Annotated in this window: 24 protein-coding genes; 7 read left to right on the forward strand and 17 right to left on the reverse strand. The window is 56.0% G+C overall.

Annotated features, from left to right (window positions below; all coding sequences use genetic code 11):
- Positions 1 to 13 precede the first annotated feature (13 nt).
- On the reverse strand, positions 14 to 682 hold the full coding sequence (locus IIA05_01775) for a nitroreductase family protein (GenBank protein MCH9025826.1): 669 nt from the start codon (positions 680 to 682) through the stop codon (positions 14 to 16).
- Positions 683 to 927: 245 nt separating this feature from the next.
- Between IIA05_01775 and IIA05_01780 the strand changes: the two genes are divergently transcribed.
- The 7 genes from IIA05_01780 to IIA05_01810 all read left to right on the forward strand — a co-directional run bounded on the left by IIA05_01780 (position 928) and on the right by IIA05_01810 (position 8,825).
- Positions 928 to 1,905, forward strand: a complete 978-nt coding sequence (locus tag IIA05_01780) for a D-2-hydroxyacid dehydrogenase (protein ID MCH9025827.1) — start codon at positions 928 to 930, stop codon at positions 1,903 to 1,905.
- A gap of 63 nt (positions 1,906 to 1,968) precedes the next feature.
- On the forward strand, positions 1,969 to 3,705 hold the full coding sequence (locus IIA05_01785) for an AMP-binding protein (protein MCH9025828.1): 1,737 nt from the start codon (positions 1,969 to 1,971) through the stop codon (positions 3,703 to 3,705).
- Between the two features lie 279 nt (positions 3,706 to 3,984).
- The gene (locus IIA05_01790; protein MCH9025829.1) at positions 3,985 to 4,563 is read left to right on the forward strand and encodes a hypothetical protein; all 579 of its coding nucleotides are present in this window, start codon (positions 3,985 to 3,987) and stop codon (positions 4,561 to 4,563) included.
- Positions 4,564 to 4,950: 387 nt separating this feature from the next.
- Positions 4,951 to 6,744: a pyrroloquinoline quinone-dependent dehydrogenase gene (locus tag IIA05_01795; protein ID MCH9025830.1), complete on the forward strand. Its 1,794-nt coding sequence runs from the start codon at positions 4,951 to 4,953 to the stop codon at positions 6,742 to 6,744.
- Positions 6,745 to 7,057: 313 nt separating this feature from the next.
- Positions 7,058 to 8,209: a DUF4185 domain-containing protein gene (locus IIA05_01800; GenBank protein MCH9025831.1), complete on the forward strand. Its 1,152-nt coding sequence runs from the start codon at positions 7,058 to 7,060 to the stop codon at positions 8,207 to 8,209.
- A gap of 92 nt (positions 8,210 to 8,301) precedes the next feature.
- A complete protein-coding gene (locus IIA05_01805; GenBank protein ID MCH9025832.1) occupies positions 8,302 to 8,574 on the forward strand; it encodes a BrnT family toxin in 273 nt (90 codons plus the stop codon).
- Positions 8,571 to 8,825, forward strand: a complete 255-nt coding sequence (locus tag IIA05_01810; protein MCH9025833.1) for a BrnA antitoxin family protein — start codon at positions 8,571 to 8,573, stop codon at positions 8,823 to 8,825. The genes IIA05_01805 and IIA05_01810 overlap by 4 nt, the downstream gene beginning before the upstream one ends.
- Positions 8,826 to 9,420: 595 nt before the next feature.
- On the opposite strand, the gene IIA05_01815 is transcribed toward IIA05_01810, so the two are convergent.
- The 16 genes from IIA05_01815 to IIA05_01890 all read right to left on the reverse strand — a co-directional run bounded on the left by IIA05_01815 (position 9,421) and on the right by IIA05_01890 (position 23,679).
- A complete protein-coding gene (locus IIA05_01815) occupies positions 9,421 to 10,083 on the reverse strand; it encodes a hypothetical protein (GenBank protein MCH9025834.1) in 663 nt (220 codons plus the stop codon).
- A 71-nt stretch (positions 10,084 to 10,154) separates the two neighbouring features.
- A complete protein-coding gene (locus IIA05_01820) occupies positions 10,155 to 11,405 on the reverse strand; it encodes a DUF445 domain-containing protein (protein ID MCH9025835.1) in 1,251 nt (416 codons plus the stop codon).
- 20 nt (positions 11,406 to 11,425) lie between these two features.
- A complete protein-coding gene (gene hemE / locus IIA05_01825; GenBank protein ID MCH9025836.1) occupies positions 11,426 to 12,505 on the reverse strand; it encodes a uroporphyrinogen decarboxylase in 1,080 nt (359 codons plus the stop codon).
- Complete coding sequence (pyrF, locus tag IIA05_01830; GenBank protein MCH9025837.1) at positions 12,502 to 13,233, reverse strand: orotidine-5'-phosphate decarboxylase; 732 nt, start codon at positions 13,231 to 13,233, stop codon at positions 12,502 to 12,504. The genes hemE and pyrF overlap by 4 nt, the downstream gene beginning before the upstream one ends.
- Before the next feature lie 65 nt (positions 13,234 to 13,298).
- On the reverse strand, positions 13,299 to 13,787 hold the full coding sequence (locus IIA05_01835) for a hypothetical protein (GenBank protein ID MCH9025838.1): 489 nt from the start codon (positions 13,785 to 13,787) through the stop codon (positions 13,299 to 13,301).
- A complete protein-coding gene (locus IIA05_01840; GenBank protein ID MCH9025839.1) occupies positions 13,784 to 14,941 on the reverse strand; it encodes a deoxyguanosinetriphosphate triphosphohydrolase in 1,158 nt (385 codons plus the stop codon). The genes IIA05_01835 and IIA05_01840 overlap by 4 nt, the downstream gene beginning before the upstream one ends.
- On the reverse strand, positions 14,941 to 16,014 hold the full coding sequence (gene aroB / locus IIA05_01845) for a 3-dehydroquinate synthase (protein ID MCH9025840.1): 1,074 nt from the start codon (positions 16,012 to 16,014) through the stop codon (positions 14,941 to 14,943). The genes IIA05_01840 and aroB overlap by 1 nt, the downstream gene beginning before the upstream one ends.
- A gap of 7 nt (positions 16,015 to 16,021) precedes the next feature.
- Positions 16,022 to 16,537 (reverse strand): shikimate kinase, encoded by a 516-nt coding sequence (locus IIA05_01850; protein ID MCH9025841.1) that lies wholly within the window; start codon positions 16,535 to 16,537, stop codon positions 16,022 to 16,024.
- A 125-nt stretch (positions 16,538 to 16,662) separates the two neighbouring features.
- Complete coding sequence (locus IIA05_01855; GenBank protein MCH9025842.1) at positions 16,663 to 17,097, reverse strand: YeeE/YedE family protein; 435 nt, start codon at positions 17,095 to 17,097, stop codon at positions 16,663 to 16,665.
- Positions 17,097 to 17,531 (reverse strand): YeeE/YedE family protein, encoded by a 435-nt coding sequence (locus tag IIA05_01860; protein MCH9025843.1) that lies wholly within the window; start codon positions 17,529 to 17,531, stop codon positions 17,097 to 17,099. Before IIA05_01860 ends, IIA05_01855 begins: the two co-directional genes overlap by 1 nt.
- Positions 17,532 to 17,539: 8 nt before the next feature.
- The gene (locus IIA05_01865) at positions 17,540 to 18,403 is read right to left on the reverse strand and encodes an MBL fold metallo-hydrolase (GenBank protein ID MCH9025844.1); all 864 of its coding nucleotides are present in this window, start codon (positions 18,401 to 18,403) and stop codon (positions 17,540 to 17,542) included.
- Positions 18,404 to 18,719: 316 nt separating this feature from the next.
- A complete protein-coding gene (locus tag IIA05_01870; protein ID MCH9025845.1) occupies positions 18,720 to 20,879 on the reverse strand; it encodes a type IV pilus secretin PilQ in 2,160 nt (719 codons plus the stop codon).
- Positions 20,880 to 20,908: 29 nt separating this feature from the next.
- Complete coding sequence (locus tag IIA05_01875) at positions 20,909 to 21,442, reverse strand: pilus assembly protein PilP (GenBank protein MCH9025846.1); 534 nt, start codon at positions 21,440 to 21,442, stop codon at positions 20,909 to 20,911.
- Positions 21,442 to 22,038: a type 4a pilus biogenesis protein PilO gene (locus tag IIA05_01880; protein ID MCH9025847.1), complete on the reverse strand. Its 597-nt coding sequence runs from the start codon at positions 22,036 to 22,038 to the stop codon at positions 21,442 to 21,444. The genes IIA05_01875 and IIA05_01880 overlap by 1 nt, the downstream gene beginning before the upstream one ends.
- Complete coding sequence (locus IIA05_01885) at positions 22,035 to 22,616, reverse strand: PilN domain-containing protein (protein ID MCH9025848.1); 582 nt, start codon at positions 22,614 to 22,616, stop codon at positions 22,035 to 22,037. Before IIA05_01885 ends, IIA05_01880 begins: the two co-directional genes overlap by 4 nt.
- 1 nt (position 22,617) lies before the next feature.
- Positions 22,618 to 23,679 carry a pilus assembly protein PilM gene (locus IIA05_01890; protein MCH9025849.1) on the reverse strand — a complete coding sequence of 354 codons (1,062 nt, stop codon included), beginning with the start codon at positions 23,677 to 23,679 and terminating at the stop codon, positions 22,618 to 22,620.
- Positions 23,680 to 23,716 lie beyond the last annotated feature (37 nt).

The following is a 23,716-nucleotide window of genomic DNA, read 5'->3' on the forward strand; positions in this document are numbered from 1 at the left end:
GACAGGCCGGCGCTCAAAAATTGCTGACACTGTCCGCCAATTCGCGCCGCCGGATATCCGGGACCTGCGCATCGTCGCTGGGGTAACCGGCAACGATCAGCAAGAAAGGCCTCTCGTGCTTTGGGCGCCCCAGGATCGTGTTGAGAAACTTCATCGGGCTCGGCGTGTGCGTTAGCGAGGCCAGACCTGCGCGGTGCAGTGCAGCGATCAGCATCCCGGTCGCCAGGCCGACTGACTCGGTCGGATAGTAATGTTTGAATTTCCGTCCATCGGGCAACAAGCCGAATTTCTGCACAAAAACAGCGACCAGGCAGGGCGCGGCTTCAAGGAAGGGCTTATGCTCATCGGTACCCAATGGCTGCAACGCCTCCAACCACTCGGCCGATGCCCGGTGTGCATAGAATTCTTTTTCCTCGAGCTCTGCCGCAACCCGAATACGGCGCTTGATCTCAGGGTCCCGCACCACCACGAAATGCCAGGGTTGCATATTGGCGCCGCTGGGTGCGCTGAGCGCCGCCTGCAGGCAATGCTCGATCACGCCTGGCGGCAGTGGCCGGTCGGAAAAATCACGAACGGTGCGCCGGCGCTGCAAATCATCGGCAAATTCCTTTGCCCGTGCCAGCATCTCCTCCGGCGGATACTCTCGGTAGGTGCTGAGCGGCAGGAAACTGGCATCTTTCATTCTGGGCTCCGGTATTTTTCAGATTCTTGAAAACCAGGCCTGCGGGTATCATCCGTCGAATCGTTCATCGATCAGATGCTCCTCGTAACCTGCCTCGTGGATACCATTGTCTTACAAGGCAAACTTTCGTACTGAAATTCCTGCGCGGTGAACCGATTGCGGGTCGCCACTGATCAACGGATGCCAAGGCTCGCTTACACTGCAATTCAGGCTTGTTATCATCCGCCAAGACACTAGGATAACTCATGCAAAGCGTATTTCTGGACTTCGCGACAATAAGCCGCGGCGATATTGACGTCGAATCGCTCAACAAGGCCCTGCCGGATCTGCAGTATTTCCCAACTACCGAATCCGCGGAACTGCACCAGCGCGTCAGGAATGCCGAGATTGTTCTGACCAACAAGATCAAAATAGACCGCGAAACGATCGCCGCCGCTCCGGATCTGAAGTTGGTTTGCCTGGCGGCGACCGGCACCAACAATGTCGATCTCGAGGCCGCTGATGAGCGCGGTATCGCCGTATGCAATATTGTCGCTTATTGCACCGCTGCCGTCGTCCAGCATGTATTCGCCCTGATCATGAGTCTCAATCAGCATCTTCGCGAATACCAGGCCCTGTTGCGCCAGGGCGCCTGGAAACGCAGCCCACAATTTTGCCTGCTGGATTATCCGATCCGCGAGCTTGCCGGAAGCACGCTTGGAATTGTCGGTTATGGCGAGCTAGGCCAGGGCGTTGCGCAAGCGGCGGCGGCATTCGGCATGAAGGTTTTGGTCGCGAAACGGCCGGGGGGTCGCCCCGGTGACGGGTCGGCAACGACCATTGCTCCGGCGCGTCTGCCACTGGAGCGAATGCTGCCGGCAGTCGACATACTCAGCCTGCATTGTCCGCTGACGCCGGCAACCGACAAACTGATCGGCGCGAAGGAACTGAAACTAATGCCAGGACACGCCTTGCTGATCAATACGGCCAGGGGCGCGCTGGTGGATGAAGGGGCGCTGCTGCATGCGCTCAGGGAAAACCTGATCGGCGGCGCCGGCATCGATGTGCTCAGCGAAGAACCGCCGGTCAATGGCAATGTGCTACTCGACGCCGATCTGCCAAACCTCATTGTCACACCTCATATCGCCTGGGCTACCCGCGAAGCCCGGCAACGCGCGATCGATGAAATGGCGGAGAATATCAGCGTCTTTTGCGGCGGCGGCCACCGGAACCGGGTAATTTGAGCGCTAACAAACCGACCGCCTTTGCGCTCGACGAGGCCGATTGTTGCTCTTCGATCAGGGCAAATGATATATAAGAAACCTGCCTGCAGAACCGGCAACTACAATCTTGGCATTCAGGAGAGGAAAGTGGAAAAAGTCTGGTTGAAAAACTATCCGCCCGGCATCTCGGAAGAAATCAGTTTCGAGACTTTCTCTTCGTTGAAAGACCTGGTCGAAACGAGTTGCAAGAGATACTCCAGCCAGCCGGCATTTTCCAATATGGGGCGGGAAATGAGTTTTGGCGAACTTGACCAGAAAAGCCGCTACCTGGCCGCCTATCTGCAAAAAGTCGCCGGCCTGGTCAAAGGCGATCGCGTAGCGCTGATGATGCCGAATATTCTGCAGTACCCGATTGCGATTGCCGGCACACTGCGCGCCGGTCTCGTCGGGGTCAACGTCAACCCGCTATACACTCCGCGCGAACTGAAACACCAACTCAAGGACTCAGGTGCAAAGGCGATCGTGATCGTCGAGAATTTCGCCCACACCCTGGCCAAGGTAATCGAAGACACCGACGTAAAAGTCGTGATCACAACCCAGCTCGGCGACCTGCTGGGTTTTCCAAAGTCGCTACTCGTCAATACGGTCGTAAAAAAGGTCAAGAAAATGGTACCGGACTGGAATATCCCGGGCTCGATTACTTTCAAAAAAGCGCTGGCCGAAGGTAAATGGCAAACGCTCGACGATGTAGACCTAAGCCATGAGGATATCGCGTTTCTTCAGTATACCGGCGGCACCACTGGCGTCTCAAAGGGCGCGATGCTAACCCATCGCAACCTGGTCTCCAATGTCGAGCAGGCCGCTGCCTGGCTGGGCAAAGACAGCATCGGTGACACCGAAATCGTAATCACGGCGTTGCCGCTTTATCACATATTCGCATTGACGGCGAATTGCCTGCTTTTTCTAAGCGTAGGCGGAAAAAATATCCTGATCACCGATCCACGCGATTTTCCCGGTTTCGTCAAGGAACTGAAAAAACATCGATTCACGTTTATCAGTGGCGTCAATACGCTATTCAACGCGCTGTTGCACACGCCAGGTTTTTCGGAGGTCGATTTCAGCGGCCTCCAGGTTACCCTTGGCGGTGGCATGGCGGTCCAGGGGGCGGTCGCCAAGCACTGGAAAAAGGTGACCGGCAATACACTGGTGCAAGCGTACGGCCTGACCGAAACCTCGCCGGCTGCCTGCATCAACCCGATAGTCGAAGGCGCGGAGTTCAACGGTTCGATCGGCTTGCCAATTCCTTCGACCGAAGCATCGATCGTCGATGACGATGGTAACGAGCTGGGACTGGGTGAGATTGGTGAAATTTGTATCAAGGGCCCACAAGTGATGGCGGGATATTGGCAGCAACCCGAGGAAACGGACAAAGTCATGCTGGAAGGGGGCTGGTTCCGAACCGGCGATATGGGGCGCATGGACGAGAACGGCTTTATTTTTATCGAAGACCGTAAGAAGGACATGATCCTGGTATCCGGCTTCAATGTTTACCCCAATGAAATAGAAGCCGTTGCGGTCGAACACGAAAAAATACTCGAAGCCGCGGCCATCGGGAAGGCCGACGAAAAATCCGGTGAAGTGGTGCAGTTATTTGTCGTCAAAAAGGACCCTTCACTGACGGCCGAAGAGGTCATCGAGCACTGCCGCAAGAGCCTGACCGCCTACAAGGTGCCAAAGGAAGTCATCTTCCGAGATGATCTGCCGAAGACCAACGTCGGCAAAATCCTTCGGCGCGAGTTGCGCGACGGCGGCGCCCAATAATCGATAGCTTGAAATCTAAACGACCGACAACAATTTTCCACTCCGCCAGCGTCTGCTACTTTGATGAAGTCGACAATCGATAGGCTTGTTTGCGACACCGGCTCAGGCCTTTTGGGGAAATAGCGCCTGCGCTTCTGATGCAGCGGATAACGGTGTTATATTGCTCTACCATAATAATTACCTGTTAGCTGGCGCAGACGCACAATGCCAAGACCAAAGTCCTCTCGCATATTTATTCGCCTTACGGATGGGCTTTATGATTTCTTGTGGATTAACGTCATGCCGGACAAATCAGTGATGTTGGGTATCGCCTACCAAGGCAAAGAAACGGTCGAGTTAGTTGTAGATCCAGAGCGAGGCGAACTTAGGCTAAAAGAATTGGCAGTCAAAGAGTCTTTGAAAAACCCGAAGATCACTTTTCACCAATCGGGGCAGTATAAACTAAATGCTCGGGTGGGATTGAGTGAAGAATCAATTGATCGATGTACTGTCGTTGGGCCAAGGCTAGATGAAATCAAACGCAGACGAATGGCGGAGATCTTGATACCTAATACTTTAACTCGCTCTAAAAGAGTGAAATCTATTCGTGATATTGAATTGGACGCGACAGGGTTCCCCCGTCAACTGTTGAGGTGCACCGTGTGGTGTTGTAAAAGGGAGCTATTTGATGAATTTATGGCCTATCCGAAACAAATGGTTAACACATCGCAAAATGAATTCACCAATGCAGTTGAAGATGGATCAAAAGTATGGGCATTTACGCTTCGTACCACTGAGTCAGATACGGTTTTGAGTGATAAGTTTTATATACATTTGCCTGGCGAAGTGAAGTGGGGCAATGGCGATGACGCCAGCTAACCAGTGCGAGCAGACGGACCGGCGTACCGCCGGCCGCTGTCGCAGGCGTTAGACGGCATAGCCGAAATTGTGCATGGACCAAATGATCGCCTTACGACACAAAGCGGATGTTGGGGTGGTAGAGTTTTGAACGGCAGCAAATGACCCAAAGCGAACATGTACGCTTTATACTGCACGGCAAGATTTCAGCACTTTGCAAGATAATCAATGGCTAGCTGGTGCGCGGACGATCCGTGGCGCCCTCTACGACGGAGGTGTGGGATGAGACTTCCTCGACGCTCTGTTCTTTTCGCCGCGTCCCTATCACTCCTGGTTGGCTGCCAGACTGCACTCGAGCGCACAGAGCGGGGAGTCGAGTGGCCGATATACGGCGGCGATTCGGGCGGGATGAAATATTCCCCGCTGACGCAGATCAATCGAAGCAACGTTCAGCTGCTGGAACTTGCCTGGACCTGGAAGACCGGCGAGAAACCGTTGCTAGGGCCGAGACGGCCTCGGGGGCACGACGTCTGGCCGGGAATGTTCGAAGCAACGCCGCTCATGATCGGCGACTCTCTTTACTTAAGTACGCCGTTCAACCGGGTCGTGGCGTTGAACGCGAGTACGGGCGCGGAGCTGTGGAGCTACGATCCCCGTGCCTACGAGTGGGGCAGGACCGATACGCATCGGGGCGTCGCTACATGGACGAACGGGGAGGAGCGGCGGATCTTCATCAACACCCGCTGGCGTTTGATCGCGATCGATGCCAGCACCGGAACGCCAATCCCGACGTTCGGACAGAATGGCGAGATCGATCTCACCAAGAATCTAATATGGGAGGTTCACAGTAGGCTCCACTACAGAAATACGTCCCCACCTGTCGTTTACGAAAACCTGGTGATCGTCGGCAGCGGGATGTGGGACCGAGGTGCGGTCTACAAACGGAGTCCACCCGGGGATGTTCAAGCTTTTGACGTGCGGACGGGCCGGCGCGTATGGAGCTTCCATACTATCCCGCAGGAAGGCGAGTTCGGAAACGAGACTTGGGAGGATGATTCTTGGTCATATACCGGTAACACGAACGTCTGGGGCCCCTTTACGGTCGACGACCGGCGCGGCTTGGTCTATCTGCCCGTCAGCGCAGCCAACAGTGACTATTATGGTGGCCACCGGAAAGGTGACAACCTATTTTCTCAGACCATTGTTTGTCTGAACGCCAACACTGGGGAGCGTGTGTGGCACTTCCAGACGATTCATCACGGTCTTTGGGATTGGGACCTTTCCTCTCCACCGAACCTCGTGACGATCCAGGTTGACGGTAGGACGATCGATGCGGTGGTGATGCTTGGGAAGACCGGGTTCGCCTACGTTTTCGATCGCGTCACCGGGGAACCAGTCTGGCCGATCGAAGAACGGCGGGTACCCGAAAGCGATGTGCCAGGTGAACGGGTATCGCCGACACAGCCTTTTCCGACCAAGCCTCCACCCTTTTCCAAGCAGGGGTTCACGCTGGACGACGTGATCGATTTCACCCCTGAGGTAAGAGCTATGGCCATTGAGAAAATAAAGGACTATCGCCTCGGGCCGCTATTCACACCCCCATCGCTCGAAGGGACCATCATCATGCCGGGTGGCGGAGGCGGAGCAAATTACGGCGGCGCGGCATTCGATCCGGAAGGCGGCGTTCTCTACGTCCGATCGACCAATCTACTGGGGTTGCTCAAGCTTGAGAAGAACGAGCCAGGTGTCGGCGAAGTCGACTACGAGATGCGAATAAGCGACATGGTGCTTGAGGATGCCGTCGATGGGCTCCCGATTAGCCAACCACCCTATGCCGTGCTTACCGCCATCGATCTGAACGCTGGTGAGCACGTCTGGCAGGTAACGCTCGGAGATTCGCCCTGGATTCGAAATCATCCTCTCCTCCAACAGGTGGAACTCCCGCAGCTCGGGATCGCAATAAGTGTAGGTCTTTCTGGACCGCTCGTCACTCGGGGTGGGTTGGTGTTCATCAGCGGCGGAAGTTCCGCGCTCTATGCGATCGACAGCCTAAGTGGGGAAACGCTCTGGAAAGCCGATCTGGGGGGCGGCGGCTATGGGAACCCGATGACCTATCAGACACGCTCGGGTCGCCAGTATGTCGTTATTGCGACCGGGGAAGAAGACGCGACACTTATGGCCTTCGCGCTGCCGCAACGCTGAACAGCGCTGGTGCCTTCGCTGCGTCGAGCGGCTAAATCGAGGAGCTCCGGATAGCCAATGGGTCAATATGCACGGATGGGTGCCGAAACCGTTGGATACAAGGTGGGGCGCCGGCTGCCCTTAGCGGACTGAATGAACAAAGTCCGCTTTAGGCCGGAAGGAAACGGACTGGCAAGTGGACACAAATGCCGTCTAACCAGGCGCTGAACTCGACACCAAGCATCTGTCACGCAGCTTGCATACGCAACTTCCGCGCCAGATACTTGGCGCAAGTTAGCTAAACGTTAGCTGCTTGAGAAAAGAGTGCCCGCGAATGAGGCTGCAGACCACAGGCAAACAATGCAGTATGGCCACGCGGCTCACGTTGATCCTTGTAACATTGTCGGCCATCGCCTGCTCGGCATCGCATCCTACGCCGAGCCGTCCAACGGGACGCGCGTTCACGGAAGCCGAGGTGCTTTTCCACCGGGACCCGCGTTGGCTCGGGGCCGATGCCGCACTTTCGGTTCCGCTCGGCAACGGTCGCACGGTCTGGCTCTTCGGTGACACATTCATCGCCAAGTCGAACGCCCACGTGCGCTCGGAGTCCGCAATGGTGAGAAACACGGTCGCGATTCAGACGGGGGAGGATCCGCGCACCGCGTCGATTACGTTCCACTGGCGACAGGACAGTGATGGTTCGCCAACATCGTTCTTTCCGGAGCGCGGGGAGCGCTGGTATTGGCCCGGGCACGGAATTCGGCTCGACGAAGGGCCGCTGGTCATCTTCCTATACGCGATCGTGGCGGCACCGGGCCAGGGTCTTGGCTTTGCGACCGCGGGCTACGCCATCGCTGTGATCAGCGATCCAGACGGGTCCCCGGATGCGTGGAACCCGCGCGTTGTCGACATCGCTCCGAGTACCTTCGATGCCGTTCCTGCTACGGCCGTAATCCAAGACGGTGCATACATCGTTGCTGTTGCCATCCGCCAAGAAGGAACACACGCTGGCGCGCTCGTTCGCTATCCGACGGGCTCGCTCGCTGAGGGTGTTGTCGACGTCGCCGAGTGGTGGGCGGATGATGGGCGGGGATGGGTGCCGGAATCCTCACTCGGCGCAGGCGGTCCGGCGTTCGTTCTGAACGATGCGGGAAGCGAGTGCTCGCTCCATTGGGACGAGCGCATGGGATCGTTCATCCACATCGCGAGCTACGGCTTTGGCGCGTCGACGATCGGACTGCGTACCGCACCTGCGCTCACAGGCCCGTGGAGTTCCCCAGTCGTCGTCTACCGTCCACCTGAGTCGGATGGTCCGGGAGCATTCGTGTACGCGGCGAAGGCTCACCCGGAGCTGGTCGGTCCAGACGCCGCCGACCTCGTCGTCACGTACGCCACGAACAGTTTCAAGTTCGGCGATCTCTTTACGCAACAAGGCGCACGCTCTTTATACTGGCCGCGATTCGTTGTTGTGCGGGTAGGCAAGTGAGGCGTGCGCTGTGTGGAAGTAGCTAACAAGGGCATGCAGAATTCAGTATATTATCTTGACAATTGTGTACATGTGTGCATACACTTGCTTCAATGGAATATGAATGGGATTCGGTCAAATCTAAGGCCAACGCAAGGAAGCACGGCGTCAAGTTCGCAGATGCTGTAATTGCCCTGGAAGACGAGTTCGCGATCACTATTGCCGATCCTGATTCAAAGGACGAAGTGCGATTCGTTTCATTGGGTATGGATGCGAACGGTCGTGTTTTGGTTACTGTGTTTACCCACCGTGACGATGCTGTCCGAATTATATCTTCCCGCATCGCATCGAAAGGCGAGCGCAAACGCTACGGAGAAATTTCATGAGGAAAGAATACGATTTCAGCAAGGGCAAACGGGGGCCAGTGGTATCAGCACCTACTAGTAAGAAACGTATCACGATTCGATTGGACGATGAAGTGATTGAATGGTTTAAGAAACAAGTTGACGATGCTGGTGGTGGCAACTATCAGACATTTATTAATCAAGCACTTCGCGAATACATGGTGCAGACACGAGAACCCTTGGAACAAACTTTACGCAGAGTTGTTCGTGAAGAATTAAAGCATGCCAGCTAACCAGCCGATGAAGCGGAAGAACCTGCCCGTCACTTTTCTTGCTTGCGCAAGAAAATCGCCGGCCACGGTTCGCCGTTTATCTAATCGTTAGGTGGTCTTGAACGCATTGCTCATAATTGCTGCTTTTTTGGCTTTCGCTATCGGCGTGGCGCATTCTGTTCTTGGAGAGCGCTATATCCTTATGCGACTGTTGCGCCGGGACGATTTACCCAAGCTGTTCGGTAGTGCCGCTTTCACTGTCCGAACGCTCCGATTTGCTTGGCATCTCACGACCATAGCTTGGTGGGGTTTCGCCGCACTTATTTATTTGCTTGCCCAGAATTCAATCTCCTCTCAAAACTTGTCATTCGTATTGGCAGTCACGTTCTTGGTTACAGGAGCAATCATACTCGTCGCATCGCGTGGGCGACATTTCGCCTGGCCCGTATTTCTGTTTATCGGAGGAGCATGCTTATATGCAGCGACCACCTAAGCAGTTGAAGCAGCCGACCGTGAAAATCGGGTGCTCTTTCTTGTTTCCGTCGTGCGGCACCTGTTGCAGGCGATACTCTGCTGGCTCAGCCACACCGTCTTCGCACGACCGTACCGGTGCATTTCACGAGCGATCACGACCATGGTGAGGCTTGCAGGCTAACTGCAGGGAAAAACCTGACTCGCGCCAGCCCCAGGCGCACAGTACGAAGTGCGCGTTCAGCATCAGCGTAAAATTCCATTCCGCGATATTGTTGTATTCATCACTGGGTGCAATTCCCGATATCACAAGCGACGCGAGCGCAGCGATCAGCATGACCATCGCCAGCCAGGACAGCGCGGGCGGCAGCCAGGCCGGATAAACGGCCGATTCCCTTTTCAAGGTGGTTAGCCAGTAAACCTGGATAAGCTGGGCGAGAAAAGTCAGGCCATAGAACAAAAATGCACCAAAGCGCCTCAGAAGCTGATACGTCGTTCCCTCGCTGCCAAGAAAAGTTACGTACATCGCAAACAACACCGCGCCCGCGACCCCGATCGCCGCCATCGAGAACGATGGCTTTTTGCCGATACCGATACACAGTTGCCGGAGCCAGGCGAGACTGAATACCCAGTAAATCACCAACAACAGGGACATCGGCAGCATGACTGCCCGAAAGAGAAAAATCGCCGGCAGGTTTCGACTGGCGCGGCTAATCGAGGCACAGCCATCGACGATGGGAAGACACCAGGGCACCAGTTCGTGGCTGGCGGAAACCAGGTACGTAATGCAGACCAGGAGCGTCGGCACCAGACCCACCAAGAGAGGAAGCCAGTACAAACGGCTGCTGCTTCTTTCTGTTGGTTCAGGTGATTTGTATGCTAGGCGAATATCTGAATTACCGTGTGTATCGTCAGCCCGACCATCCCGCCGACCAGTGTCCCGTTGATGCGAATAAACTGCAGATCCCGGCCAATCTGAACCTCGATGCGTCGCGAGGTCGCCTCGGCATCCCAGCGTTTGACGGTCTCGCTGATCACCGCCGATATCTCGTGGCGATAATGGCCGACCACATACAAAACTACATCGCTGATCCAGTCGTTGACCTGCCTCTGCATTTCCGGGCTATGCAGTAACGCCTCGCCGAACTGCATGATACCCGCTTCTATTTTTCTCCTTATGCGGGAATTCGGATCTGCCGACTCGCGCGAAAGATAAACACTGATTTCATTCCAGATATCGAAAAAATACTGCTGGATCTCCGGGTTGTTGAGCAATTCATCCTTCAGCCGTTCGCCCCTCGCGATTACTTCGGGGTCATTTTTCAGCGCATCCAGAAACCTGCTCACCTCGCGGTCGAAATTCCGCCGGGTTTCATTCTCCGAATCGTCGCCAACCCGTTCGAGTAAATCCTCAAACTCGGTGACCAGTTTGTCATAGATCTCCTGATCGACAAATTTTGGCAACCACCACGGACTGCGTTTCTTGATTCTTGCGCGGATCCTGTCCTTATTCTGCTCCAGTTGCCGTCGTGCTACCGCAGTCAGCGCGTTCATTAACTCCTGGTGGTGATCGCCGGCGGTCAGCAAGTCCAGCGATCGCCCAATCAGCGGCGTAATCTGAATCTGGCGCATCGTCAACTGGAGGTTTTCTCTGAGGAAGTGTCTTAATGCCGTGCTGTCGAATACGTCCAGAAACCAGCGTGCAAAAGCGCCGGCGTCGCCAGCGAGTCGGCGCGCATTGTCTGCCTGGCTCATCCAGCCACCGACTCTCTTCGCAAAGTCCATACCCTTCATCCTGGGCTGCAAGGCGTCTTCGACCAGAAAATTATCGCGTACGAAAGCGGCCAGGTTTTCTCCGATCTCGTCTTTTCGCCGGGCAATAATCGCGGTATGGGGAATGGGAATGCCCATCGGGTGTCGAAACAATGCAGTTACCGCAAACCAGTCTGCCAGCGCGCCGATCATCGCCGCCTCGGCGAATGCGCTTACATAGGCTAGCCAGGCGAAATTTTCCTGGGCCTTGTGGGTCACCACAAATACAGCCGCCATCAACACCAACAACCCTGTCGCCAGGCGTTTCATCGCATTGAGTCTGCGGATCTTGTCTGGTTCCGTCTGGGCGAGATTCATTCGCCGTCTCCACGACCCGTTTATCGGGTGGCGGCCTCCTTGTGCCATGCCGGGCTCAGATCATGGACGGCGCTGACCATCGCCGCCACATTAGCCGGGTCTACTTCGGGGTGAATCCCATGACCGAGATTAAAAACATGGCCCGGTCCATGGCCATAGCTGGCAAGCACTTTTTCAACTTCCTTGCGGATCGCTGCCGGGCCCGCATAAAGAATCGACGGATCCAGGTTGCCTTGCAGGGCGACCTGGTCGCCGGTCAGTTGGCGGGCGTCGGCAAGATCCGTGGTCCAGTCGACGCCCAGTGCGTCACAACCAGTATCCACCATATCGGCCAGGCGGCTGCCGGCGCCTTTGGTGAAAAGAATTACCGGGATGGTATTGCCGTCTTTTTCGCGCACCAGGTTTTCACATATCCGCCGCATGTAGCGCAGTGAGAATTCCCGGTATGCGGCGGGGCTCAACATGCCTCCCCAAGTATCGAAGACCATGACGGCCTGAACGCCGGCATTGATTTGTGCGTTCAGGTAATCGATCGTGGCGCTGGTCAGTTTTTCCATCAATTTGTGCAGCATCGCGGGTTGCTCGTAAAGCATGCACTTGATGCGGGGAAAGTTCTTGCTGCTCCCGCCCTCAACCGCGTAGGTCGCAACCGTCCACGGACTGCCGGCAAAGCCGATCAACGGGACCTGGCCATCGAGCTCTTCGCGAATAACCCGGATGGCCTGCATCACGTAGCCGAGGTCTTGTTCCGGGTCCGGGATCGCAAGTTTCTTGATATCGGCCGCTGTCTGCACGGGCCGTTCGAACCTGGGGCCTTCACCAGCCTCAAAATACAAACCAAGGCCCATCGCGTCCGGTACCGTCAATATATCCGAAAACAAGATTGCCGCATCCAGCGGAAATCGGCGCAGCGGCTGCACGGTAACCTTGCAGGCGAGCTCGGGGTTCCGGCACAAATCCATGAATCCGCCGGCCGCCTTCCTGATCTCCCGGTACTCCGGCAAATAACGACCCGCCTGGCGCATAAACCAGACGGGGGTCCGCTTCACCGGCTTCCTCAGCAAGGCTCTCAACAACAAGTCATTTTTCAATGCGCTCATCGAACCAAACCCTGTTTCGCCGTCCCGAAATGATTGGCGATGTTTTCCTGGATGCGCTCGGCAGCGGCCCGCGGGCTGTCCGCATCGCGTATCGGGCGGCCGATAACGATGTAGTCCGCACCGTTGGCGAAAGCCTGTTCCACACTGACCACCCGTTTCTGATCGTCGACCGGACGATTGTCGAGTGGACGAATGCCTGGAACGATAACCAACAGCCGTTGGTCGATGAATTCTCTCAGCCGTGGCGCCTCGAGGCCTGATGAAACCACGCCATCACAGCCAGCCTCAAGGGCTCTGCGCGCCCTCGATAGCACCAGGTCCTCAACATCGCATGCGAATCCCAGGTCATCCAGGTCGCCGCGATCAAGACTGGTCAACACCGTGACGCCAAGGATTTTGACATCTTCCTTGGCCTCAGCCGCGGCCTCCATGATCGACTGGTTCCCATGTACCGTGGCAAAAGTGATGCCTCGGTTGTTTAATCGCCGGACCGCTGCGGCCACCGTTGCCGGGACGTCAAAAAACTTGAGATCGACGAAAACCTGTTTGTCCCGCGCCACCAGCCAGTCCAGCAACTCGAAATATCCGCCCGCCATCATCAGCTCGAGACCGAGCTTGTAAAACTTCACCGAGTCGCCCAATTCGATTGCCAGGGAGCGTGCCCGCCCGGCGTCGGCAACATCCATCGCGAATATCAGCCGCTGTTCGGGGAGAATTCCGTCATCCATAAAATGGTCTGTTCCCGCTGCTAAAAAATCCGGCGCATTGTATCACCTCACCCGCTCACCGGGTTTCATGAAATCCAGGTCGCGCTACTGGTTTCCTTCCAGGTATCTCCTTCCTTCTCGTAAATGACGACGAAACCACCACCGCTGAGATATACGACATTTGAATCCTTCGCCTTCGCCCACATGCTGTGCAACCGAATACTGGCAGTATCGCTGTCCGGGAAACTCAGTTCAGAAACATAAATAAACAGAAAATCACCATCCCGGTTCGCCCGGGTGTCGATTTCCCGTTTGGTCAGCACCAGGATTTCGACCCCGTCCAGCCTCGGCTTCCAGTCGGCCGGCAGATTTTGATCTGACAATATCACCTTCCGCGGATCCGCAAACAGGCCGTGATCGGGGATTTTCTTCTCGATCAACGCACGCTGCATCGCCAGGTCGAGAATCCTGGTTTCCCGGGTATCCGCTGGCGCCGCCTGGGTATCAGGCGATCGCTGGCCCTGGCAGGCGAAAATCAGCAGCGCAGCGAGCACAATTCCACCTATCTTTCTCATCGATCATCTCCCGGCTCAATCAGCCGCTGGTATTCACTGAGGGCAAACCTGTCCGTCATACCGGCGATATAGTCGGCGACGGCTCGCGCCCGTGTCTCCTCCACAGCGCCTTCGCTATCGGACCCAAGCCGCTCGGACAGTAAATCCGGACGCGACATGTAGCAGGAAAACAGGCTGCGCATGATTCGATCCGCCTTGTCGGTCATCCGCCTCACCCGTTCATGGCTGTAAAGTGTCTGACGCAAAAAGCGTTTCAATTCGCGATGGGCCTTGCCGACCGACTCGCTCATATCCAGAATCGATTTACCGTGCCGGCGAACATCATCTATAGACGCCGGCGACACACGATCGAGTTCCTTGCGGGTGTTTTCTATCAGGTCACTCACCACATGGTTGATCATGCAGCGGACCGTTTCGTGAATTACCGTTCTCCCGACCAGTGCAGGATACTTTGCCACCACTTCCCGATAACAGTTATTGAACATTTCGAGCTTGCACAACTGCTCGATACTGATCATACCGGCCCGCAACCCGTCATCGACATCGTGATTGTTATAAGCAATTTCGTCCGCGAAATTGGCCAGCTGCGCCTCAAGGCCAGGCTGCTGCCGGTTGAGAAATCGCTCGCCCAGTTCGCCGAGCTCCCGCGCGTTGCCCCTGGAACAGTGTTTCAGAATTCCTTCCCGGGTTTCAAAGCACAGGTTCAGCCCGCGAAACTCGGCGTATTTTTCTTCCAGCTTGTCCACGACGCGCAGCGATTGCAGGTTGTGCTCGAACCCGCCGTAGTCCCGCATACAATCATTCAACGCCTCCTGTCCGGCGTGGCCAAACGGAGTGTGGCCCAGGTCGTGTGCCAGGCATATCGCCTCGGTCAGATATTCATTGAGCCCCAGCGCAACGGCAACGGAGCGGCCAATCTGGGACACTTCCAGTGAATGCGTCAGGCGCGTGCGGTACATATCGCCTTCGTGATTGACGAAAACCTGGGTCTTGTACATCAGGCGCCGGAAAGCGCCGCAGTGAATTATGCGGTCGCGGTCACGCTGAAATTCCGAGCGTGGATGGGCTGGCGGTTCCGGATAGACACGGCCGCGGCTCCGGTCATCATGCGCAGCCCAGGGCGCGAGACCAGACCCGGAAGCCAGGCTCGGCATCAGCGGCAATACTCCCGCATCACGGACTCGGGCAAGGCAGGATCGAAACTGTCGCAAAGCACGACGCTGCCCGGCTCTTCGGGCAAGACCAGCGTCAGCTTTCCGGACAAGACCTTTTTGTCCATTGCCATCTTTCTTGCCAGCTTGCCAGGGTCCAGCCCTTCAATGCCGGTTGGCAGCCCGCACTGTTCATTGAGATTGCAGATTCGCTGGACCAGCTCCGCGTCCGCCAGACCCACACGCACCGCTACCTCGGCCGCAAGCAGCAAGCCCACCGCCACCGCCTCACCATGCAAATACCGGTAATCCGACTCGGCCTCGATCGCGTGGGCAAAACTATGACCGAGATTCAGCAACGCGCGTGGTCCGGATTCTTTTTCGTCCTCCGCCACGATTCGGGCCTTGATCCGGCAGCTTGTTTCTATCGCGTGGATCAGCGATTGCTGATCGCGCAGCAGCACTTTCCTGGCGTGGCTTTCCAGCCAGCCAAAAAAAGTTTCGTCTGCGATCAGTGCTGATTTCACGATCTCGGCCATCCCGGCTCTCATCTGCCGGTCATCGAGGGTATCCAGCGTCGCGAGGTCGGCAACCACACCGATTGGCTGGTGAAAAGCGCCAACCAGGTTTTTCCCCCCGGCGTGGTTGATCGCGGTTTTGCCGCCAATCGCTGCATCTGCCTGGGCAAGCAAGGTGGTCGGGCAAATAATATGGGCAATCCCTCGCTGGTAGCAGGCAGCGGCAAACCCCGCGATATCCGAAACGACGCCACCACCCAGCGATACAATGGTAGCGTCCCGATGCATACCGGATTCAATCAGTCTATCCAGCAAAATCGAGAAATATTCCAGATTCTTGAATTGCTCACCATCGGGGAGCTCATATTTAGAGAGCTCAAACACCGCCAGCGCTTTTTCGAGCACAGCCGCGTGCAAAGGACCGACGGTCTCGTTGCTAACCAAAAAAACCTGCTTTCCCCTTACCATGCCCGCGATCAGATCGGAGTCACCCAGCAGGCCGCGACCTATATGGACGGGGCAGGAACCGCTGGCCGCTTCGACGATCACTGTTTTCACTGCCGCATCACCTGTCGCGCTTGACCCAGCTTACGATTTCGGCGGCAACAGCCGGTACTTTCCGGCCATTCGTATCAATCGTCAGATCGGCCATTTTCTCGTAGATCGGCTCTCTTTGCCGGGCGAGTTTCGCCAACGTTTCTTCGGGGCTTTCGCCATCCAGCAAGGGCCGGTTGGCAACCAGTCTTGTACGCCTAAGCTGTTGCGTGATGCTGGCGCGCAGATAAACCACACGCCCCCTTTGCGAAAGCCTGCTCCTGTTCTGCGGGTCGAGCACCGCACCACCGCCGGTAGCCAGCACGATGGATGGCCGTTGCGTCAAGCGTTCAATCGCCACTGTCTCGCGCTCCCGAAAACCGCCCTCTCCTTCCTTTTCGAAAATGAACCCGATATCGACGCCAGTCTGTTCCTGTATTTCGAGATCGGTATCGTAAAACTGCAAACCCAGTTCCTTGCCGAGCCACCGCCCGACCGCGGTCTTTCCGGCGCCCATCGGGCCTATCAAGAACAAACTGGAAGTCATGTGTATTGGCAATTGCGAAAAAAGGTACCGGTCAAGCTTAACTGCTTACGAAGCCTTTCGGCTACTCGCACACCGGGGTTTCGCGTCTGCAACAGGGTTGCCCGAGGGTGCTGGGCCTGCAATTATTACGCCGTCGCCCGGCTAAAAATCAGATCGTAACCCAGCATTCCCACGAGCATGGAAAGCACAAATGCCGGGGCTTCCCAACTGAAAAACGTCAACGCCGCAATGGCCGGACCCGGGCAAAAGCCGACCAGCCCCCAGCCCGTGCCAAACATGGCAGATCCCAAAATCAGCTTCTGGTCCGCGCGAGTCTTTAGGGGCAGATAAAATTTTATGTCCCAAAGTGGCTGCGCCTTTCTTAACACCCGGCGGTAAAAAAACATTGTGACCAGAACCGCGCTCCCCATCGTCAACAGCAAACTCGGATCCCAGTCACCGGCGATATCCAGGAAGGCTTGAACCTTCACTGGATTGACCATCTGCGAGACGGCCAGCCCGGCGCCAAAGATAGCGCCGGCAACAAGACCCGCGAGTTTTCTTTTTGCCGGAAGTGTCATCAGATCGCGCCTGGCACATGCAGAAGATGGCGCATGACAAAGACCGTCAGCAAGCCGAAGCTAAAAAATATCAATGTCGCAATCAGTGAACGAGGCGATAGCTGACCAATACCACAGACGCCATGCCCACTGGTGCAACCACTCCCCATCCGGGTCCCCACGCCAACCAGAAACCCTGCAGGCAACACCAGCCACGGATTGCCCGATCGCACGCTAAAACCGGCGTCGACCAGCGAAAACCAACCGGCCGTGCCTGCCAGCAACCCCAGCAAAAAAAACCAGCGCCAGGTTCTCTCTGTGGCCGCCGGCCCGACTGCGCCGGCGACGATTCCGCTGATACCGGCAATTCTTCCGTTGGTCCACAAGAGCAGACTCGCCGAAAGGCCGATCAATACTCCACCAAGCGTCGCTGAAAGAGGGGTGAATTCAGACATGAGCGATCTTAAAACCGGTCCAGTGGAAGTTTGAGATAGCGGGTTCCGTTGTCTTCAGGTTCTGGCAGTGCGCCCGCGCGGATGTTGACCTGGATCGATGGAAGAATCAGCGCCGGCATATCGAGCTGGGCATCCCTGGCGATACGCATCTTGACAAACTTATCGACGTTGCTGGACTCGTTCACATGAATATTGTGCTTTTTCCCATTGCCAACCGTGGTCACGCAACTCTTTTCACGGCCAGTCGGTGGATAATCGTGGCAAAGAAACAAGCGTGTATCGTCGGCCAATTCATAAATCCTCTTGATGGACCGGTAGAGGAGGCGCGCATCGCCCCCGGGGAAATCGCAGCGCGCGGTGCCGAAGTCCGGCATGAACATCGTGTCGCCAACAAAAGCGGCATCGCCAAACACATAGGTTACGCTGTCGCTGGTATGTCCGGGGGTGTGCATGACCCGGCCACAGATACTCCCGATCCGAATCTCCTCGTTGTCACCGAACAGATGGTCGAACTGGCTCCCGTCTGGCCGGAAATCCTCGTCTGCAAGATTAAAAACTTTCGCAAAGGTCTCCTGTACCGCGGTGATTCCCTCGCCGATTCCTGTCTTCGCACCGAGTTTTCCGCGCAGGTACATCGCGGCGCTCAGGTGATCGGCGTGCACGTGGGTCTCTAGGATCCAGTGCGCCTGGTACCCGTTTTCGCCCAGCCAGGCGATTAACCGATCAGCAGACTCGGTGCTGGTGCGCCCGGACTTGCAATCAAAATCGAGTACCGAGTCGATAATCGCGGCCTGGCGAGAAACTGGGTCAGCCGCCACATGGCTGAATGTCGATGTCGCCTCGTGGAAAAAGCTCTCTACTTGAATCTGCATTTTGCCGCCTTTGCGTCAGTGCCCGCTGCTCAGGCAACGGCTGTCTGCCTGTATCCGTTATTGCCTGGCATATCGTAAGCGTTATTATCGGCCAGAGTATCATTGGCGTTTTTAACCGTAAATTGGAGAATGCCTGCCTGCGGCTAGAAAAACCAAAAAAATATTTCGCGGTCTTTCTGATTTCGATGGCGATTTACTTTATCCGCCGGACTCTCCCTAGCCTGGCCCGGTAATCTGTCGGACTTTGGCCGCCACGCCAACAAAAAAGCCTCCCGCAACGCGGGAGGCTTTTAATGTCGATCGCTGGTTCTGAAAGTCAGTAGGCGGTGGCACCATCGCGAAGAATCTTCGGCGTAATAAATATCAGCAACTCCGACTTGTTGGATTCATTTATCGTTGACTTGAACAGGCGACCGATGATCGGGATATCTCCAAGTATCGGCACCTGGATGATGACTTCGCGGTTTTCGGTTTCGTAAATACCGCCAAGAACCACGGTCTCGCCATCGTTTACCAGGACCTGCGTTATCACCTCGCGGGTATCGATACTCGGCACAAATCCGCCGGTAGCGCTGGCGACGCTTTCACCCACGCTGTCCTGGTTAACCTGGAGATCCATGATAATCCGGTCATCCGGCGTAATCTGCGGTGTCACCAGCAGTCTGAGTACAGCTTTCTTGAATTGGGTCGTCGTGGCGCCGCTGGACGATGATTCCTGATACGGGATCTCGACACCCTGTTCGATGCTGGCTTGTTTCTGATTGGCAGTCACCACGCGCGGCGTGGAAATAATTTCGCCGCGTCCTTCCGCCTGTAAAGCGGACAGCTCAAGATCGACAATAAAGTCGTTGTCCAGAATTGCCAGCGCTATCCTGCCAGCCGGGTTGATGACCGGCAGATTGACATTAAAGCGATCGATGATCGACGGCGCTTCGACAGGAAAGGGTTGCCCGGTGGTCTGGATATTATCCAGCGCGGAATTGACAATCGTTCCGCTACCCGAGGCGCTGCCTGTGGTCGTGATCAGACCGCCGCTGCCAAAATCGTCTACATAGGTCACCCCAAAGCGCGCGCCCAGTTCCTTGCTATAGTCGTCATTGACGGTGACGATGCGCGCCTCGATCAGAACCTGGCGAATTGGAATATCGAGTATCGCCACCATTCTGCGAATGTCGGCTAACCGTTCTTCCGTATCCTGCACCAGCAAGGTGTTGGTTCTCACATCTACCGCAACGCTGCCGCGCTCCGAGAGCAGGGAATTCGCGGCGCTGGTCCTCATCAGTTCAGCAAGATCGTTAGCCTTGGCATAGTTGACCTGTACGAATTCTGCACGCAGCGGTTCCAGCTCCTGGCGCTGCGCATAGGTTTCCAGCTCCTGACGTTCGCGCGCGGCGATCTCGTCCGCCGGTGCAATCAGGATCACGTTGCCCTGTTGGCGCATATCCAGGCCCTTGGTGCGCAATACGATATCCAGCGCCTGGTCCCACGGAACATTCTGCAAACGCAGGGTCACGCTCCCCGTCACGGTGTCGCTAACCACCATGTTCAGGCCACTGGTATCGGCGAGCAACTGCAGGACCGCACGAGTTTCGATGTCCTGGAAGTTCAGCGATATGCGTTCGCCGACATATTCTTTCTCAATCTCCGGAACAAAAGCATCATCTTTTTCGGCAGCCTTGCTGATCTCGACGGTAAAGACGTTGCCGGATTGGTAGGCGACTTCTTCGAAATCACCCATAGCGGCAATAATCAGTCTCGTGTCGTTGCCGACTCTGAGCGTATCCACCGAGGTAACCGGTGTCGCGAAATCCATTACGTCCATCCGACGGAGCAGACTGTCGGGCAGGCTGGCGCTCTTAAAATCGACCAGGATCAGGTTGCCTTGCTGGCGCAAATCAATCGATGTGCTGGGGTCGCTCAGGGTCACCATAATGCGACCCGCACCATCCGGGCTCCGCCGAAAATCGATGCTCTCGATACTGGCCGCAGTACTCGGGCGGCTGGCCCGGGTTGAACCACTGGCAAAACTTGCGATCTGGTCCGTGCTTCCCGCAACCCCTAGAAGTATGATAATGCTGTTGCCGGAAACGCGAGTTTCGTACGGCACCAGCGTATCCAGATTCAGGACAACCCGGGTCCGACCGCCAGCTTCAGCGGTTACTACGGAATTGAGCGGTCCAACCCCGACATTGGTGCGCCGGCGGTCCATATTCAGGCTGGTCCCCGGCAGATCCAGTGCGATACGCGCCGGCTCGTTGATCGTAAAGCTAAGCGGCTCGGGCGCCGCGCCGCTCAGTTGCAGCTCGAGCTGCACTTGCTGGCCGGGCAAAGTAACAACCTTGATATCTTCCAGCTGAACGGTGCTTTGTGCCGCTGCAGGCAGAGCCAACAGACAGACCAGCGCGGCAATTATCCATTTGCCAGCGTAGTGTCCCAATCCATCGCCACCGTGCAACACACGTATTGGCAGATTCATGAACTTCATTTCTGTCTCTCCCTGTAGTCTCAATCACTCAGCGCAACGGCGGCCGGCCTTTCGATATAGCCGCCGAGGCCATCTGAAATGATTTCAATCAATTCGATTTCGACATCGGTAATGGATTTGATTTGCCCGTCATTCTGACCAATGTAGGCGCCAACAACCACCCGGTGAACAAGGCCGTTGCTGGTTCGCAAAAGACCATACATCGTTCCGCCCAATTCGAGCGTGCCAACCATATTCATGGTATCCAGCGAATACTGTTCCAAAAATTCTCTGCTGCGGCTCGCATCCGGACCGATCGCAGAGCCGGACGCATTGCGGACCAGTACCACGGGCCTATCCGGCGTAAACGGCGATCGCTCGTTATCCGCCTCGTAAATAAATGTGTCATATGGCTTGATCTGCGGGAGCGGCTTGATCCGGCCGCCTGGCTGGGCCAGGGTTTTTTCAATATAAGCCTCCAGATCCGCCGTGCCCCCGGTGCAACCAGACAGCAATCCAGCGATGGCGATAACCACAAGCATTAACCCTGTATGCAGACCTGTATGCATGGTCATCAGGACTCCTCTTCCAGGTAGCGGTAGGTCTTGGCGGTCACGTCAAGCACCAGATTGTTGCCGCCCATATTTTTTTCAGGCTGAATCAATACGTCGTGCAAGGTGACAATCCGCGGTAAGGCGGCAATACCACTGACAAACTGCGCGAGGTCATGATAGCTGCCCTGCAGGCGGATTTTGATCGGCAATTCCGCGTAAAAATCCTTCTTGATTTCGCTGCTGGGCTGAAAAAGCCTCTCCTCGAGACCAGCAGCCAAGCCGGTCTGGGAAATATCGACGAGCAGGCTGGGGACCTCGGTCCGGCTCGGTAACTGGCGCAGCATTGCGCCAAAAGAAACTTCCATTTCCTTGAGTTGCGTTTTGTAGGCGTCGAGATTTGCCGCGCGGCGCTGCTTGGCCTCGAAGGTGTGCTTTAGCTCGATTTCTCTCGCCTCGGCCTGCTCGAGCACCGTCGCTTTGGTTCGGTATACAAAATAATACGAACCGCCAATACTGACCGCGAAAAAAATAACCGCGATCAATACAGCCCTGAACAATAACGGCCAACGACCTATATCGTTGGTGTCCAGGCTTTGCAGCTGTTCTATGATGTTCATAAGCTACCAGCCTTCATCAGCCCTTCGTCCTCTTCGGCAGTCGAAACCTGCTGTGCCGTCAGCCCGAATTCGGCATTTTTCTTCGGTCCGACTTCGACAGTCTCAATAACCTGCAGACCGGGATTCTCCAGCCATTCCGAAACGTCAATATTTCTCATATAAGCGGAGACCCGGGTCGTTGACTCGGCCACGCCTTTGATTTCCAGGCGCCGGTCGGTCTGCTTCATGGAAGTCAAATAAACGCCATCGGGCAAGGTGCGGACCAATTCGTCAAACAGGTGCACGACTTCCGGTCTGCTTTTTTGCAAGCGCTCGATAATTTCCGTGCGGGCGAGCAGGCGCTCTTTTTGTCTCTCCAGACCCTTGATCTCTTCGATTTTCTCGTCGAGCAGGGAGATTTCCTTGTCCAGGATGCCGTTCCTCTGGTTCTGGTAGCTGATAAAGCGGTCAAAGGTCCAGCTAACCAGCATAATCGTGACTATGCCAATCAGCACGGCGCCGGCTGCCGCAACCAAAAAATTCTGCTGGCGTTCTTTGCGCTGATCTTCGCGCCAGGGAAGGAGATTAATTCTCGGCATCTTAGTCGAAGCTCCTCAACGCCAGCCCGCAAGCAGTAAGCAACGCGGTCGAATCCTTGACCACGCCAAGCGATTTCGCCCGCGAAGACAATTTCATCTGACCGAGCGGATCGCCGATTTCGGCAGGTATGCCCACTCGCGAAGCGATCACGTCAGCTACCCCCGGGATATTGGCGCAACCACCGCAGACCAGTATCGATTCGGGCTGCTCGCGGCCGCTTCCGGAAGCGAGGAAAAACTGCAAGGAACGGCTGACCTGCAATGACATTTCGTCCATGAAAGGATCGAGCACTTCCGGCTGGAAGTTGGATGGCAGACCACCCTCCTTCTTGGCCCTTCCCGCTTCTTCCAGGCTCAGGCCGTAAGTTCTCATGATCTCTTCGGTTAGTTGCTGGCCGCCAAAAGCGAAGTCACGGGTATAAATGACCCGCAGGTCCCGCAAAATACTGAAAGTCGTACTGCTGGCGCCAAAGTCGACGACCGCGATCGTATGATCCATGCCGCCGTCCGCCATTTGGTGAGTCAGCAGCTGACATGAATTTTCCAGCGCGAATGCCTCGACATCGACGACCCTGGCAATGAGGCCTGCGGCTTCGACCGCCGCCTGGCGTTGCTCGACGTTTTCGTTGCGCGTAGCGACCAGCAATACATCCAGCATTTCAGGGTCCTTGGCCGATTCGCCCTGAACCTCGAAATCAAATGAAACCTCTTCCATCGGGAACGGTATGTACTGATCGGCCTGCAGTTCAACCTGGCCTTCCATTTCTGAGTCGTTCAGCGAACGCGGCATCTGGATCAACTTGGTGACTGCCGCGTCGCCTGAAATTGCGATTGCACATTCTTTGTTAGAGGTGCCGGAGCGCTTGACCGCCCGGCGAATGGCTTCGCCGACCGCCTGGGCGTCGACTATCGCCTTTTCGCTGACCGCATTATTGGGCGTGGGCTCGGCAGCATAGGAATCGACCTTGTAGTTGCCGGCGGAACCGGACAATTCGATCAGCTTCACCGAGGACGTAGTGATATCCAGACCCAGTAGGGGCTTGTTTTTTCTGCCAAAAAACACAGCTTTTCCTTTTCAGCTCCGTTACTTGCAGGTCGAA

The sequence above is a fragment of the Pseudomonadota bacterium genome (genome assembly GCA_022572885.1).
In the GTDB taxonomy this organism is placed as follows: Bacteria; Pseudomonadota; Gammaproteobacteria; order Steroidobacterales; family MnTg04; genus MnTg04.